Genomic DNA, 17,093 nt, shown 5'->3' with positions numbered 1-17,093 from the left:
AGGTGGTGTGAGTAAGCGGACATCTATGACTTTTCCCCTTTGTTAGCGCACTCCGCCCCTGAACCATAAACAAAAGAGAGTTTACTACCAAAACTAGTAAACTCTCAGGTTGCTAATTTATTCAAACTCAACCTCAATCTCTTCTTCAAATTCGTAAAGCTCTTCACCAAAAGCATCTTCAATTGATTGTACCGCTTCTAGCACTTCGTCTGGCACGACGATCTCTTCAACTTGATTAATGTTTGAATAGCTGCCTGTCATCGATTGGATGATTTGCATATTCTCGCCTTCAATAGAGATTTCTAAATCTGCTTGCGCCTCATAGTCAAGTGGGTATAGGGTTTCTTTATCGAATGTAAATGTATAACTCATATCATTAATTCGCAATTGATCATACAATTCGCCACCCATTTCACCTAGAAAGTCATCTTCTAAACCTGCAAATAGCAGCTCGAGAATTTCATCTAGCATCTCTTGATAACCATCTTCAGACATCGTTACCGTCATGCGATAGATATCACCTTCATCCCACACTCTATAATCATCAAAATATTTATCGATCATTTCTAATTGCGCAGTCGGATCTAATTGCATATCAGACAGTTGAATTAAATCTTCGTAAAATTCGCCTTCAAATTTGATCCAAGTATCAATAAATTCGTTGTAAGAATAGAAACCATCCTCTGTATAATATGATTCGGTAACAATCGACTCACCTTCAACGTCAGCGACCACATACTCATACATACCAAATGGGTCCACAACGACATCAAGGTTCATTGCCATGTCCATCGTTATGCTTTCATTTGCTACATTCATGATTTGTTCGATTTCCATTTCCGTAGAAAAGCTATTTAACTCAACCTCAAGTGACTTCTCTAGAAATGCATCGCCATCAACTTCTACACCCGTCACCACTTCTCCATTCGTTGAAACAGTTACAATTTTTTCTTGATTATCCCAACTTACCGCTTGCCCATTAGCTTCAATCAGGAAACGAAGTGGTACTAGTGTCCGATTTTGTTTTAGCGTAGCAGGAACATCAATTGATGTTGCCTCTCCATTAACGACCGCTGTAGCAGAACCAATCGTTAATTCAACAGTTGTCTCAGCATCTGTCACAGTCACCGTCTTCGCTTGCTGATTCCACTTAACGTCCTGACCAAGTGACTCAGATACGAGACGGAGTGGTACTAACACTCTTCCATCCTCAATTGTCGCGCCTACATCTGTCTTAACTTGTTCCCCATCAATTACGATTGATGGATTTGCTGCAGCTAACCCGCTATTCACTGGAATGATTACTGATAAAATTAGCGCTAATGCTAAAAAGCCTTTTATAAAATGTCTCATTGTTTCTCTTACCCTCCCAATATTTTCCTCGCTCGCTATATATATTTCTAGTCACGCTCACTAATTCCTTTTATTATTTAAAATTCGTACATTCGGCCTATCAGCCCTTCGAACTTCCTCTAACCCTACCTTCGATGACAAGGAAAGCGAGTAAGCTTTTTTGCTGATGATCCTTACATGTTTACGCACTACACCACGAAAACCGCCTTCAAAAAATGAAGGCGGTTAGTCATCCTGCTAACGAATCAGAACAGTCTTCAAATCGCTAATCCAGATTACATCTTTCTCAAACGCTTCAGAGACAAAACGTAGCGGTGCAAGCGTTCGTCCCTCAACAATGAATGGTGCAATATCGATATCAGATCTAACATCTCCATCGATCGTTTTCTCACCAATTTTCATCGTGATCGTCTTTTCACCATTAATAAATGTGATTGTTTTTTCCGCCTGATTCCAAACAACTTGATAGTCAAACGCTTCAGCGATTTGACGAATCGGCAGCATCGTCCGGTTATTAACTAGCTGTGGCTCAACATCAAACGCCATCACCTCATCATCCCAAACAACGTTAATGTCATTCGTTAACCCGTTTGGTAAGGTGTACGGTTCAATTGACCGTAAGGAATGATTCCAATAATCAACAACGATGACCGTACCATTATCTACAATTAAAACATCATGAGGATGATCGAAGCTCGCTCGTGACTCAATTTCATTGGTAAACCCATACTCTGATGTACCAGCGAAAGTATTTACTTCATCATCCGAAATGGTTCGAATTTGGTGATTAAGAGTATCGGCTACATATAACTCCCCTGCACTCGTGATCGCAATTCCATGCGGTGAGCGAAAACGTGCTTGGTCAGCTGGTCCATTTTCAAAGCCACCAACAAAATAAGTTGTATCGGCTACAGTCTCTGTTCCCGTACCAGCTACGGTCTCGACCAGCCCCCCTGCAGAAATTGAACGAATCCGCTGATTCCCCGTATCTGCGACATATAGCGTATCATCAGCAGCTAGCGCTAGACCTGTTGGCTCATTAAATTGCGCTACTTCTGCCGCACCATCTTGATAGCCACCAAGTAACCAATCATCACGTTTTTCGTAGTCACCACCAGCTACAATCGTTTTTGCACCATTAGTGCTAATTTTAATCACACGATGCGCTAACGTTTCTGTCACGTACAACTCACCGTCGCCATTGACCACTAGTCCAGTCGGTAACTCAAGTCCATCAATAAGTGTGCTTACTTGATTATTTTCGATGACACGTATGGCGCCATTTTTTGAATCTGCTACATATACAACATCATTTGCATCTACTGCAATTCCTTGTGGTTCATTGAACATCGCTTCTCCAGATTCACCATCAACAAAACCACCTGCGGGCTCGCCATAGTCATTTAGCTCAGATGTCACACCGCCAACTGTTGAAACCGAGCCATCCTCACTAATCTTTCGAACCAAATGATTTTTACTGTCTGATACAAAAACCGTACCGTCCTCAGCAACAGCAGCAAACGACGGGAAACGAAACTGCGATTCAAGTCGATCTCCATCCTTTAAACCTAATACCCCCGTGCCTGCATATGTTTCAACCGTTGCAGGGGTTTTTGCTGCCAGTGCTGTAAAGCTCGGCACTAGCAGAAGTAGTATAAAAAGTAAAATTGTTATATGTTTCATAGCTTCACCTACTCACCTTCATCAATTAAAATATCAATCCCTGAAAAACTTGAAGCCTGAGAGAATGAATAATCAACACCATCCCCGATTGCAGTTACCCTCACCTGGTACTTGCCTTCTTCTAGACCTCTTTGACCTAAATCATATGAAGCTGTTGTTTCATCCGGCTGCTGATACACGGTCCTATCTTCAATATAAATCGCATCGCTGTAATCATCTTCTTCTACTTTTTTATAAATTGACAACCTATATTCGGTAGCATTTTCTACTTTATCCCAGGTTATATGAGTCCCTTCTGTGATTAAGTTAGAAGGTGTTTGTAATGGTTGTAAGCCACCTAGCTTATCCTTCGAAATTTCTAGATAACTATATTCTTCCAACTCCTTTATTTCAGACCATTCCCAACCCACTTCTAAGGCTACTTCTATACTTTCTTCAGCCTCTTCGATCAATTCTTGAATCCTAAGTAAATCAAACGTACCTTCATCACTCGTTGCAAAAGCATATAAAATGCTTAGACTTGAAGCTAAATTTCTTCCAGCTGTTTCCTTTAAACTAATAACATCTCCTCGTAATTCAACTTTGTCTCCAATTAAGGGACGTACAAAATAATAATACTCTTCATCCTCTTGTAAGTCTGTATCTAGGTAATGTTCCAACCCGGACTGGATTGTTCCAGATATAACTTCAGCATCATCCATTTCTTCATTAGGTCCACGGAAAATGACATAGCCATCTACGCCATTCATTGTACTATCTTTCCATTTTATCAAGGTTCCTCTGTCATCTTTTAGAGCCTCTAGATTTAATACTTGTGGAAAGAATCGTATCTCAAAACTATCAACTAATTTTCCTTGATCATTTTCTGCCGTTAAATCAACCGTAATGATCTCACTAGCCTTAACTTGGACATCATAATCCTTTACCAAAGATAAAAGTTGTTCATCAATTGAAGCATCTATAACGTCAGCATTAGAAACTGTAACTGAAAATGTTATCCCCTCACCTTCTATATATGACTCTAAAGGGATAGTTTTTGATACCCAATTTTCAGAGACTAGCAGATCTTCAAATCCATTAAAGTCATACGTAAAACTTGGTGCCCCAACATTAACAACGGTATTTTCCAAATTAGATTTCGCATCTTCTAATTGATTTAAAGCTGCTTTTTTCTGATCATAAGTCGCTTCAGTGTTATTTAATAAATTTTGAGCTTGAACAATTGAATCTAATAAATGATTGTATATGTCTGTATTAGGGTCATATGGTTCTAGATGATAATTATCTAGGAGTTCATTTGCATCATTAATAGCAGATTGTAATAAGTCATCTATATTAATATTATTTTCATCAATAATCTGTTGTAGCTCACTCATATTAGTGATCTCATCCTGATGAATGACAATCGCTTCTAGATACTGATTAATGTTAGCTTCATTAAAGTTTTCTAAATCATTTCTCCAAGCAATCTCAGCTAGTATTTCTCCGGCACTATAGCGGCTTTGGGGTACTTCCTCTCCAGAAGAGTGCCGTACGATCTTATCAACTAAAAACATCAAATCAAAATCTCCGGCTTCAAATGTACTCAGTAAGCTTGAGTCAGAGTCAGCAAATTGAATAACATCCTCTACATACTTCACGGATTTTATGAAGTTATTCTCTAGTGATATTGGTTCATCTAGATATATAGTTAGCTTAGGTTCTTTAGGATCTTCATTCCATTCAATCGACATAATATTGTCCCTTGTAACTTCTATTTGACTATCAAATAGAACGAATTCTTCAATGACATCGTCAATATTTGTATTTTGAAGCACATGCTCTTCAATCGGATCGTCAATGATCTCTTCAATCATTGACCGACTCCCTTGTTCTATCCTCTCTATTGATCCTGTATAATAATAAATTGCCTCAAGGCTATCATTAAAGAATACGAGTATAAATTCTTCGTAATTAGGGTTTTGAAATACTAACGGCGTACGTTGATAAAGAAAATGATGACCTTCTAAAACGGTATTAATCTCAAATGGAAAGTAATCTGAATAGTAGAATCGGTCCAATATTAAATACGAATCAACTTCATCGATACTGAAAATTTCACTTGCATCGACAGTTATCCTAGATTCACCTTCATCCCTAGTAATATCCACTCCATAACGAACTTCGCTAATCTCTTCTGATTTTGTAACTTTTTGTTGGGTTAGTTCTTTCTTCTCTAAGTAATGCCCGATTGGGTTGATATTTTCATCAACTAGTACGAGACTGATATAGACATCAGCAGTCTCACCTTCGACTCCAGACATCCATGTCCTACCGTCACTACTAAAAGTAATTACATGTTCTTCGGTAATATTGTCTAGAGTTGGAATAGATTCAGTTACTTCAAAAAAGTAATAAGCAATGTCTTCAGCTATCGGTTCATCACCAACCTTTAGGTCAGTTATATTAAACCTAGCCCCAACACTATTTGTTACATCCCCTTCATACTCAAAAGTTACACCGTTAACTTCAGGTATTGTCGTAATTAGTCTATCTTGCATTAAAACAGTAACTTGTACTTCATCTCTGTATCCGCCATCACTTGTCGTAACTGATATTATCGCTGTTCCCTCTGCTATTGCAGTTAATTTTCCGCCCTCAGTAACCGTAACGACATCATCATTACTAGACTCCCATTCAAGCGCCTTATTTGTTGCATCTTCTGGGCTAAAGGTTACCGATAACTGTTTTTCTTCACTAGGTTCTAACGATAATGAACGTTGATCAAGTTTGACATCAACAACATTTATGATAGCACTAGTATTATCATTGTTCCCGCTACTGCTACTGTTTCTAGATGAACCACTTGATGAAGAAGGCTCAGAGTTTCGGGATGACTCATTCACACGCTCAACATGCTCTGTTGTTTCTTGAGTTGACTCAGTAATATCATCATCGCTCACACCTTGCTCTCTTGCTTTATCTTCAGCTTGCTGTCGATTCTCTTCTGACCGTTGTCTCGTTTCTGTTGCACGCTCTTCTAGTTGCTGAACGGATTGCTCTCGTTGTTCGAGAAGTTGTTCTATTTCTTGATTTTTCGTTGACCTACTCGCTTCTTCTACCACACGCTCAGCAATTGCTGAAACTAATTCGGCGTTAGCTGCTTGCTCTAGCGCTTCTTTTGCACGCTCTTGATCATCCAACTCTTCTAGTTCTCTTTCAGATTGCTCAACCCTTTCCTCGGCTGCCTCAACAGTATCAGTCACAATCTCTACAATTAATTCAGGCTGTAGCCTCTCAAAGGTTTGTTCATAATCAATCGTAGTTGGTTCTGTCGCTTGTTCATCAGTCAATGATACCTGCTGGCTCGGTGTGACTCTTGGCTCTGAGGCTGGATCCGAATAGTCCGTTCCTCTTACACGTTCAATCCCAACTACCCCATCAAGAACACTTAATTGCTCATCTTCATAATCGACGACAGTTAGAAATAATGTTCCGCGAACACCCAGTATCGAAGTTGATGTTTCAACCCTGTGGTGTTCATCTGAACCAAAGAAGCTTTTGATCTTACTCCATAGACTTCCTGACTCATGTTTAACAGCCACTTTCTGACCGTCCTCAGTTGTGAAAATATGAACTTCGGCTTCATTTTCAACTGTTGATAGTTCTGATATTGTTACTTTACCAAGCTCACCTAACGTCGCTTGACGCTCCGTTCCAAAGTTAAGCTTTACAGACGATTCAACACCTGTTCGAATTGAATCCCCAAGCTGAATCGCCATCCCTTCATCAGCTTTTATTTCTTGTTTTGCTCCAGCCTTTGTGACGAAGACTTCGCCATTAACCTCCGTTAGTGTTGTCTTTCCACCTGCTGCAACTGTAAGGTTGGGAATTAAAAATGCACATACAAACAATAGACTTGCAATGAATAAGACCCTTGTTATTTTCACTCGTTCTCCCCCTTCACTTCATATAAGTTGACCTTTTTCTCTTTCCCTTTCACACGAATTGCGTCTAATCGTTCAACCTGAAAGTCACCTTTTACTAGTTCATATGTATCTTCACTAATTAAGATTTGTCCCGGCTTAGCATTTGACTCTAGTCGCGCTGCCAGATTTACGGTATCACCAATCGCTGTATACTCAAGTCTCTCCTTTGACCCAATGTTTCCAATAACAGCTGGTCCACTATTAATCCCTACTCCAAATTGGACATTATGACCGTATCGCTCCTCTAGTTTTGTTGCTAACTCACTAGCTTTTTTCTTCATCTCTAACGCTGATTGAACCGCTCGCCTTGCATGGTCATCTTGTGAAACAGGGGCCCCATAAATCGCCATTACACCATCGCCGATAAATTTATCAAGCGTCCCTTCATAGGTGAAAATAGCTTTTGTACATAAATCTAAGTACTCATTTAAGATCTCGATCACTTCTTCTGGTTCAATATTCTCCGATAACGTCGTAAAACCACGGATATCAACAAACAGTAAGGTGACTTCCTTACGTTCACCGCCAAGCTTAATCTCATCTTGATTTGCCAAAATTTCTGTTACAACGCTTTTCGAAACATAACGACCAAAAATTCCAGTGACCCGATTTCGTTCATGCCGTTCTCGTAAATAGTGAGACACAACTGATGTAACATAGACAAGAACGATCGCTAGTAATACATAGAACAATGGTAGAATGAGTTGAAAATTCTTTAATACCGTGTTGAATAATAAAAGGTAGGAAACAATAAAACCAATACAGGTGATAATTGCCCACTTCGCATTTATACGGTCCATCATTATATAAGCGAGCACTGTTACAAGAAGAATAATCACAATACCTATAGCTTTTGATACATCTTGTAAAATGGATCGATCTAATAAACTTTGAAGCATATTAGCATGGACCTCAACTCCAAACATTTCAGCTCGACTATTCGGTACATGAACTAAATCATGTAACCCTAGAGAATATGGACCAATCAATACAAGCGCATCCTTAAAATAACGATAGTCAACCTCACCATTAATTAGCTGACTAACCGAATATGTATCAAACGTAGGTAATGTCGGTCTTGATGCATAAGAAAAGTAAGCTTCACTGTAAGGAGTTGTTTTTATTAGTTCATCTCCGTAGAACCATTCATTATTTGCATTCCAATTAATCTGCTCACTTTCTTCTAAATGAAGGTTTGCGAGCCTCACACTCATTGCCGGGATAATCGAATCACCATTAACGTGGATACCTAATAACACTTCACGAACGACTCTATCGATACTATCCCAGGCATTAATATGGCCTAAGCGCTCCATATTCACATCATAGATCGGCTTATTTATTCGCTCATATGTTAGACGATCACTACTCTCCTGAATAGGGTCGAATTGAAAGTAAACCGGCAAAAACACATTATCATGTTGGTCAAGCACTTGCTGCCAAGCTTCATCCTCAGCTGGATTTTCACTATGCTCTGTATATAAGACATCAACAAATACACCGGTAGCTCCATGATTGACAAGCTCATCTGTAACTTCTGCCAAAATATCACGTGGCCATGGCCATCGCCCAACCTCTGCTAAACTCTCATCATCAATTGCTAATATTTTGATAGACGGATCTGTTTCACGCGGTTCATGTACAAATCTATCGGTTAAGGCATTAGAAGGTATATAAAACTCATTTGTATAATAAATAGTCGATACAAACAGAAATATAGCTATCATTGCAATTACTTTCCTCAATTCGTTTAACACCCCCTTTTCATCTCAAGACTAATGACCTAAACATATAGTTCTCTATTTTACTGAATATTTTACCATATTTTAATAATGTTAACTTTATTTGGACACAATTTCTGATCGTTTTTTACTATTACAGATCAAAAAAGACTGCCCCTAAGTAACAGTCACCTCTCATTCAAGGTGAATCGTCACTATGGGACAGCCCTTTCTCCTACTTATTCAGTACTAGAAATTAATTGAATCGTTCTTGTTACTGTCTCATCTCCAGCTGTTGCGTGTAATTCGAAGGCACCGACTGAAGCTGTAGGTTCGACGGTTACGACACCGTCATTTGAAACCTCTACACCTTCAGCGTTGACAGACCAAGTGACATCACTATGGTCGATATCGTTTCGAAATTGATTTCTAGCAACATATTGCGCTGTGGCTACTTCTTCATCAAGGATCGTAATCGTACCATCCCCTTGAATTGAAGTGACAACCTCAGCTTCTGTATTAAATTGAAGCTTATAATTCTGATCGAGCGTAAATCCTGGTTCAAACTCCAACTCTTCCTCAATGATTAAGTAATAGGTCGAGTCAAATTGGTAACCATCTTCTGGCGCTGTTACAGTGATATGACCGTGATCATTCTTACCTAATGTTACCTCTACTCTGTTGCCTTGCTCGTCTTCAATGTAAATGTAACGCTCATAACTTAACGCCACTTCACGCTCAAATTCAATTGTAAAATCTCTAAAAATTGATGTTGGATCTTCCGGCTGGTTTTGTGGCCATACCGTGATTGGATCGCTCTTATCAACTTCCGGATCAATAATAATATTTACAGGTGTCGTAAAGTCAATACTCATATCCTCATGTAGAGAATAATAGTCGGAGTAGATGCGGTCTGCGATATGCAGTCGATACTCCTCACCTGCTTCATACTCACCTAGGCGCGGTTCGAAAATAATCGATACTTTATCATCATCTGAGATTGCCGGAGGTAAGAACCTCATATCAACCGTTTCAGCACCGTTTGTCACCGTCACATAATGTTGAACCGTTGTTTCTAATTGTTCAAGTAATTCTTCTGTTACCGTTCCATTAACTGGTTTAAAAATGATTTCCCATTGTTCATCTTTATTAATGAGATATCGATCACTTGATGGTCTTAGATCTGAGCGATATTCGCTGTTGACGATGATATCCAGCTCTCCGATATCAAATCGCATTCTTACCGCTTCAGATAAATTACCTGTTTCATGATCAATCACACGGACAGGATCTCCATCATCATTTTGTAAATCCCTTACCCATAAATAATAGCTTCTACCTGGGATATAGTTCTCGTTTGGCGGATAAACCTTGATCTCTTCTTCTCCGTCATAAACGACCTCTACACCTTCAAGCTTTTCACTATCATGATTTGAGCCGATCGTAACATAGACGTAATCCTCAACGTCCGTACGTGATGCAAGCGGCTCCGTAAGGTTTATTGTAAAGACTCGTTCTTTTTGAACGGTTGTACTCCATACTCGCTCATCGAATTCGAAGTAATAAGGGTCTTCGATTTCCGCTGTTGGACTAACTGTGAATTCTAAGCGAATTGCTTGTTTCAGTTGTCGGGGGACTGGCCCAGCTGATGCTACATCATCAGTCACCCATAAATAATAATCCCCTGGCTCATAGCCGCCTTCTGGTGGCAGCACCGTAATCGTTTCTCGATCAGGGTCATTTAGAATCACACTTGTATCAAGTCTTACATCATGATCGTCACGATCCTCATTATCATCAGCACGAACGACATAAACATTTTCATTCGTCACTGTTGAGCTGTTTAAGCTTTGATTAAAGTCAATCGTCCACTCTTTTGTCGGTGCGACATCAGCTCTTGCTTCTAACCACACTTCAAAAGGTGTCGTTTCACTATCAATAACAAGGGTATTATCATCGATCACTTCACCTTGCAAGCCAATTGGAATCACTTCATACGTATATTCATACTCTGGATAAACCTCGTAATCGGTATACGACGTTAATTCACCTTCATAGATTAGTTCACCATTACGAGTCAGTTGATACGCAATAGCACCTTCCATCTTCGGCCACGAAATCGTAATTTGGTCTGGTCTAGGCTCTGCTGAAATATCTGTTGTTACTGTAATATCAGTTGGATCACTTTCAGCATTTGTTTCGTTGTTTGTCGCAAGTAACGTATACGTATACGTCTCCTCAGCCTCTAGTCCTTCATCTGCGAAAACGACGTCTGTTCCTTCGTATACAACATTTCCATCTCTAGCTAGGACATACTCAATGTCATCACCACTCACTGGTGACCATTCGAGTACCGCAGATGTAAAAGTTGTATCAATGGCTCGGAAATCAAGTGGTGTTTCCGGTGGTAATGGAACTTCTAGGCGAATGTTCGTCCACTGCATCTTGTCACCATCGGCTTCTTCGTCGTAAATACTTAATTCATAATCATACTTTCCGTTCGGTAGTAATTCATCCGTATCCACAAACTCAGTCTCTTCTACATACCAGACTCGTTCACGCTCTTCATCCTCACCGTATCGCTCTAGTACAAAGGTTTCATCACCGACTGGATCCCACGATAAGGCTATTGAACGTGGCAAGACTTCAGTTGTCGTAAAATTCCCAGGTGCACCTGGAACTAATATTTCAACTTCCTCGCTTACCCCACTAGCGTTTACAGTCACGATCGTGTAAACCGCTGTTTCTGTTGGATCAATGTTTTGATCAGTTAGTTCATACGTTTCGGTGTGATCACCTTCACGATCAACTGGCAACCCATCAACCTCAACATCATCTCTAAATAAGTAGTACGAGGCATCTGCATCACCATTGTCGCGATTTTCTACCCATTCAAAATCAATCTCATCACTCGTACGCTCTGCAATTGTAAAATCTGATGGCGGAAGTGGTAAGGTTGCTACAGGTCGGTTTACCTCATTATCTTCATCATCATACTCTCGTTGAAGAATGGCAATTGGGTCTTCCTCTTCCTCATCTCTTACGATCGCAAATTCATAGTTTGTATTCGGAGTTAGATCTTCAAAAACATAATCTGTCATACCCTCTTCAATGGAAATTCCATCATCGCGCCAATCACTCTCACCTTGCTCGCGATATAGTAAGCTATAATCAGAAGCTCGATCAAGCGGCGACCATTGTACCTCAATCGAATCGGTATCTAGTGCTTGTCCAATGAATAGTGGCATATCAGGTGTTAGTACAACACCTACGGTTGCCCCTGTCTCACCTTCATACACCTCTCCTCCTACTTCCGTCTCAAACTCCATTTCTAGAGAATATTCATAAACGGTAAGTGGATCAAGACCTCTGTCATAAAGAGTTATTCGCTCATCTTCAAAATGAGTGTTAGATTCGCTATCCGAATCTAGAATCCAATTGTCACCATCACGCTCAACTTCAAATACCACAGAATGATCGTCTCCATCTCCCGGGCTACGTGTAACAATGTACTTCACTGCTTCTGGATGTGTGTCCCACTCAAGCGTCGTCGAACTATGTCCAATATCTGTGAAGTCAAATGGCGTATTCGTAATGACTGGAAAATGGACTTCCTCACTATCACGAGCATCATTACGGGTAACGATTGTATATTCATATTTTGTTGTAGGTTCTAATCCCTCATCAAGAACTGTAGTGATATGCCCCGGAACCGGTGAGTTTGCAATCTCAACGCCATCACGATAAATCACATAATGATATGGCTCATTGCCGTGATTTGGCTGGTCCCACCCTAATAGCACAGCATTTGTTGTTTGTGCCTGCCATTCAAAATCTTCCGGTGCTTCTGGTCTTGTTAGGACATCCTCAATCACAATCGATTCATCAGAGTTCGAAAGTTTGTACGCATAAAGTGTATTCGGGATTAAGCCTTGCTCATCTTCATACGTTAGACCTTCTCTTGAATTTGAAAACAATGGATCAACATCGTCAAACGTAAGGCCTGAGCCAACTGTTCTTCGTTTCAGCGTATAAGTGTCCTCACACGCCCAAACTAACGTGGTCGCATCTGTTTGTGCTGCTGTTTCAACATCTTTAAAGAATTGTAAGTCACCGGAACCACAATCTGATTCTGCCGTACGAACGGTTACAGAGATCGAATCAACAACAGTGTCTCCTTCTAAAACATCTAGCGTATAGTCATAGTTTCGTTCGGAATCTAAACCGTCATTGTTTAATCCAAAGTCGGTATAAACAAGCTTTGGACTCCAATAATCGGTAACTTCCTCACCATCTCGGTAGAGCTCATACCTAACTCCTTCAACTTCTTCCCACTGTAACGCGGCAACATTTGTGTTAAGAAGCTCAATTGGATTAGATGTATCAGACTTACCGTTGGCAATAATAAAGTCCTTCGCATCGATGTCGAGCTCAACTTCTTCAATGATTGTCTCTGTATCTTTTACAACCTCAAGCGTGTAAGAATAGCTTTCACCTGGCTCTAGGTCTTCGTCTAAAAAGGAATTATTTACTCCTTCATACACATATGCTGTACCATCCTCATCTTCTCGTTGTAGACGGTAGAGGTCAGCACCAGCAACTTCTTCCCACAATAATTCAGCTTTTGTATATAAAATCTTTGAAGCGAAGAATGCCGGTCCTTCAAGCGGAACAGTTGGAACCATAACCATTAAGCTAGCTTTATCACCTTCTTGATTGGTCGCATCATTAAAATCATTTTTTGCAATGATTTCGTACACATAAGCTTGACCTGTGACGACATCGGTATCGTGATAATACTCAATCGATAATGTTCTTTCCCAATCTTCATCATCTTCATCAATCGTTCCATCTTCAGCTACAGTAAATCGTTTTAAAATGTATTCACTTGCACCTGCGACATCATTCCATTCTAATGGGACGAAATTTGATAATAGCGGCTCACCAACTTGTAAATTTGGTTGTCCTGGTGGTGTGCGCACCCAATCTTTTTCAATGCGATCTTCACCTTCAATATCAACAACACTCAATTTTTGTCGTGAGCTTTGTCCATATTCAGTTTGAGCGATCACGTAATACGTGTATGATGTGTTCGGTTCGACATTTGTATCAAGGTACTCTGGACGATCGAGCCCAGTAATGACTTCCTCTTCAACTTCAACTAAATTTTCATTCACACGCATGCGCAGCAAATCGTATGTTTCACTATGTTCATCAATCTGTTCAAGCATGGTTATAATCTCATTTGCTTCAATTGACGACACAAGATCTAGCAATTCTTCAATTCGTGGGTGATTTAAATAATCATTCATACCACCAAAACCGAGCTGCTCAGCCAATGGAAGCACTTGATCAACTAAAGATTGATCGATGCTCAATGCACTCACATAACCACTGAATTCGTCAATTAGCTCTGTCATCTGAAGTGAAGGCTCCCATTCAAGGGTAACAGTCTCTGAAGTCACAGCGTTTGCTTCAAGCTCTGCATTTGACCCCCAGAAAATAGTCATTGGTTTTGTCGTTACTGAAGCAATCGTTGGAATACTTTCACCAACATTGTTTCTGGCGATTAAGTGATATTCGTAAAACTGATTTGGTTCTACATCTCTGTCTCGATAACTCGATGTCACATCTTCAAATACCTCAACATCACCATTTTCATTGAATCGGATTAATGTATACTCCAATCCCGATTCCATCTCCCAAGCTAGGGTAACTCGATTTTGCGTAAAATCTGTTACACGAAAACGCTCAGGTTGAGCTGGTAAGGTTTTGACGCCGTCGTGGTCAAGGGTCTCTTTAACACTCGGACCAACATTATTAACCGCAACTACTTCATATTCATATTGCGTATTTGGATCTAGTGGTTCATCAACTGCAAATGTGTCGTTTACCGTCCAAACGCGCTCATTAGTATCTCCAGACGCTTTTCTCGTGATTTCGTAGTAATGTACACGCTCTTGATCATCCCAAGCAAGTTCAAGTGAGTTTGTTGTACGTGTTTCTTCAACAAGGCGAACGTTCGTCGGTTGATCTGGACGCTCACTATATTCATGAAGGTCAAGCGTTGTAACTGTTAATAGTGCAGGGTCACTGTGAACAAAGTTTGGATCAACACCTTCAGGAATCGCAAACAATTGCAGGTCACATATTGTTCCTGGAGCTAAATTATCAATTGTAATTGACGTTGAAGATAATGTTTCGATTATCTCAACCCCATCACAAAGACCTACTAATCTAAACTCTTCAGTGCCTTCTGGTTCTGTCCACTTTAGTGTGAATTCATGTGCACCAATGTCCTCAGCCCGAAAATTCGTTGGCTGTTCAGGTGCTGTTGTTACTTCAAGTTCAACCTTTTCTTCATTTTCACATGAAGGATTCGTTGCTGTAATTACATATTTGTAAGTTGTATTCGGTCGCAATCCTTCATCTACAAAGGAAAACTCCTCAACAATGGTATTTTCCCCTTCACGGATCCCATCCTCATCATCTTCATCTTCCATGCGGAAGCGTTCAATTTCATATTGCTCGGCACGACTGTCCGGTGACCATACTAACTCAACCGATGAAGAAGTGACCGTCCGAGTCGTAAAACTTTCAATTAATGCATCACAGTTAATTTCAAAAATAGGAATGACATCATAGACATATGTCTCTCCGGCAACTAGGCCTGTGTCATGATAGACTGTATCTTCTTCAGTCCCACCATTTGTAAGTCCAGTAATTTGTGCAATTGGCTCACCATTTCTTTCGATCGTATAACCAATCGCTTCTCTCACGGGTAGCCAACGGAGAACGAACTCATGCGTTTCATCAGCTTCCATAGCTACCGTTGACGTACTTGTACGCGAATGTAACGTAGATACGTAGAGAGCGTTAGTATCGCCATTACGGTAGCTGCCCGTTAATACATAGCTGTATTCTTTCCCTGCTGTTAAACCTGTATCATTAAATGAGATCTGACCATAATCGTCAGCAGCAGTGTTCGTAGCCGCATACACCTGCCTGTCGTCACGTGAAAGCACATACTCATCAAACTGATTATCGCTATCCCAAGCAAGCTCCATTTCATGCTCCGACCGACCGATTCGATCTAAGTTTAAAAGTATATCTCTTCGGCGATCAATCGTTGATGAATTAATTTCATAAACTCTATATTCACGAGCAGAAATGCTACCATCATTAGCAATTGCATTTCGGTTGCCCGCCGTATTCAAGCGAAGGGCAGACTCATCCTGTACATTGTAATACAGCCTAGCATCCCCATCACGAAACTCTATATCACCGCTAAATAGGTTTAAAAATGTTTCGTTTTGTGATTCATACATCACTGCATAGATGTCTGTATTTTGTTCACCCTCGTCATCAGCGTGGTCTGCTAAAAATGCTGCAATATCCTCAAATAAAGGGATCGTAGCATCGATCAGCCCGATATCTGTCTTCCAATCTAATGTTGTTTGGAGACTCGAATGACGGTAATCAACTTCAATTGGTTCAATTTGAGCATTTGAGCCTGGTCCAGAATGAAGACTTGCACGCTTCGTTGTAACCGGCTCGTCTAAATAGAGGAAAAATGACTGATTACCTTCAGCGTATGTAAGCACATACTCATATGTACGATTTGGCTGTACGGTTACATCTTCTCGGTCGCCGTTTGTAACGACAACACTACCATCTCTCAATAGCTCTGCATTATTGTTGTCCCAAGCAAATTCAACAAATGTATCACCAATGGTTTCAACTGCAAATTCAGCAGCTTCATTGGAGCTTACATGTAACTCATTGACAATAAAACCATTTCCACGCAAGCTACTATCACTGCTCATCGAGCTTACATTACCGCTAGTGTTCATCCTTTCCACACTGCCATTTGATGTAAAGTTTAAGCGGCCATTTGATATGGTGAAGTTAACATCACCCTCATCAAATCGTAATAGATTCATGTACAGCTTATTACCAACACCGACATAGCGAACAGCAAAATAACGATGACCATCATTATTTAAGAAATCAGATATTTCAGTATTTGTCGGTCGCTCGTCGATCCGGTAATACTCAATATCTCTGCTCCAATTTACTGGCTGATCATCACCGATCAGTACATCAACATCCACAACCTCAACCGGAGCACTTGCCTCAGCTGATTGTGGTGAAACGATGACCGCGGCAAAGTTAGAAAAGACCAGTAAAAAGGATAGAAACAGCGCAAAAAGCGACTTTCCCCTTCCTCCTTTAACCATCGATTAAACCTCCCCTAAATTTTGTGAATTCTTGGTGTCAGTACCACAACATTAAAGTTGCTTTCGATCTAGTAAATTCTACCTCGATCCCTATTATTCTACCATTTTTGCGCGAAAGTTCCTATATC

Annotated in this window: 5 protein-coding genes; all 5 read right to left on the bottom strand. The window is 40.3% G+C overall.

The genetic code is table 11. The annotated features are described in order from the left end of the window. Positions 1-117: 117 nt before the first annotated feature. The 5 genes from KH400_RS05015 to KH400_RS04995 all read right to left on the bottom strand — a co-directional run bounded on the left by KH400_RS05015 (position 118) and on the right by KH400_RS04995 (position 16,965). Entirely contained in the window at positions 118-1,353 is a 1,236-nt protein-coding gene (locus KH400_RS05015; RefSeq protein ID WP_217222516.1) for a copper amine oxidase N-terminal domain-containing protein, read from the bottom strand. Between the two features lie 237 nt (positions 1,354-1,590). After that, the gene (locus KH400_RS05010; RefSeq protein ID WP_217222514.1) at positions 1,591-3,036 is read right to left on the bottom strand and encodes a stalk domain-containing protein; all 1,446 of its coding nucleotides are present in this window, start codon (positions 3,034-3,036) and stop codon (positions 1,591-1,593) included. An 8-nt stretch (positions 3,037-3,044) separates the two neighbouring features. Then, complete coding sequence (locus KH400_RS05005; protein WP_217222511.1) at positions 3,045-6,965, bottom strand: Ig-like domain-containing protein; 3,921 nt, start codon at positions 6,963-6,965, stop codon at positions 3,045-3,047. Beyond that, positions 6,962-8,749, bottom strand: a complete 1,788-nt coding sequence (locus tag KH400_RS05000; protein ID WP_217222510.1) for an adenylate/guanylate cyclase domain-containing protein — start codon at positions 8,747-8,749, stop codon at positions 6,962-6,964. The genes KH400_RS05005 and KH400_RS05000 overlap by 4 nt, the downstream gene beginning before the upstream one ends. Before the next feature lie 215 nt (positions 8,750-8,964). Further along, on the bottom strand, positions 8,965-16,965 hold the full coding sequence (locus KH400_RS04995; RefSeq protein WP_217222508.1) for a fibronectin type III domain-containing protein: 8,001 nt from the start codon (positions 16,963-16,965) through the stop codon (positions 8,965-8,967). Between the last annotated feature and the right edge of the window lie 128 nt (positions 16,966-17,093).

The organism is Desertibacillus haloalkaliphilus (genome assembly GCF_019039105.1).
In the GTDB taxonomy this organism is placed as follows: domain Bacteria; phylum Bacillota; class Bacilli; order Bacillales; family KJ1-10-99; genus Desertibacillus; species Desertibacillus haloalkaliphilus.
This window is presented reverse-complemented; position numbering and strand designations above follow the sequence as displayed.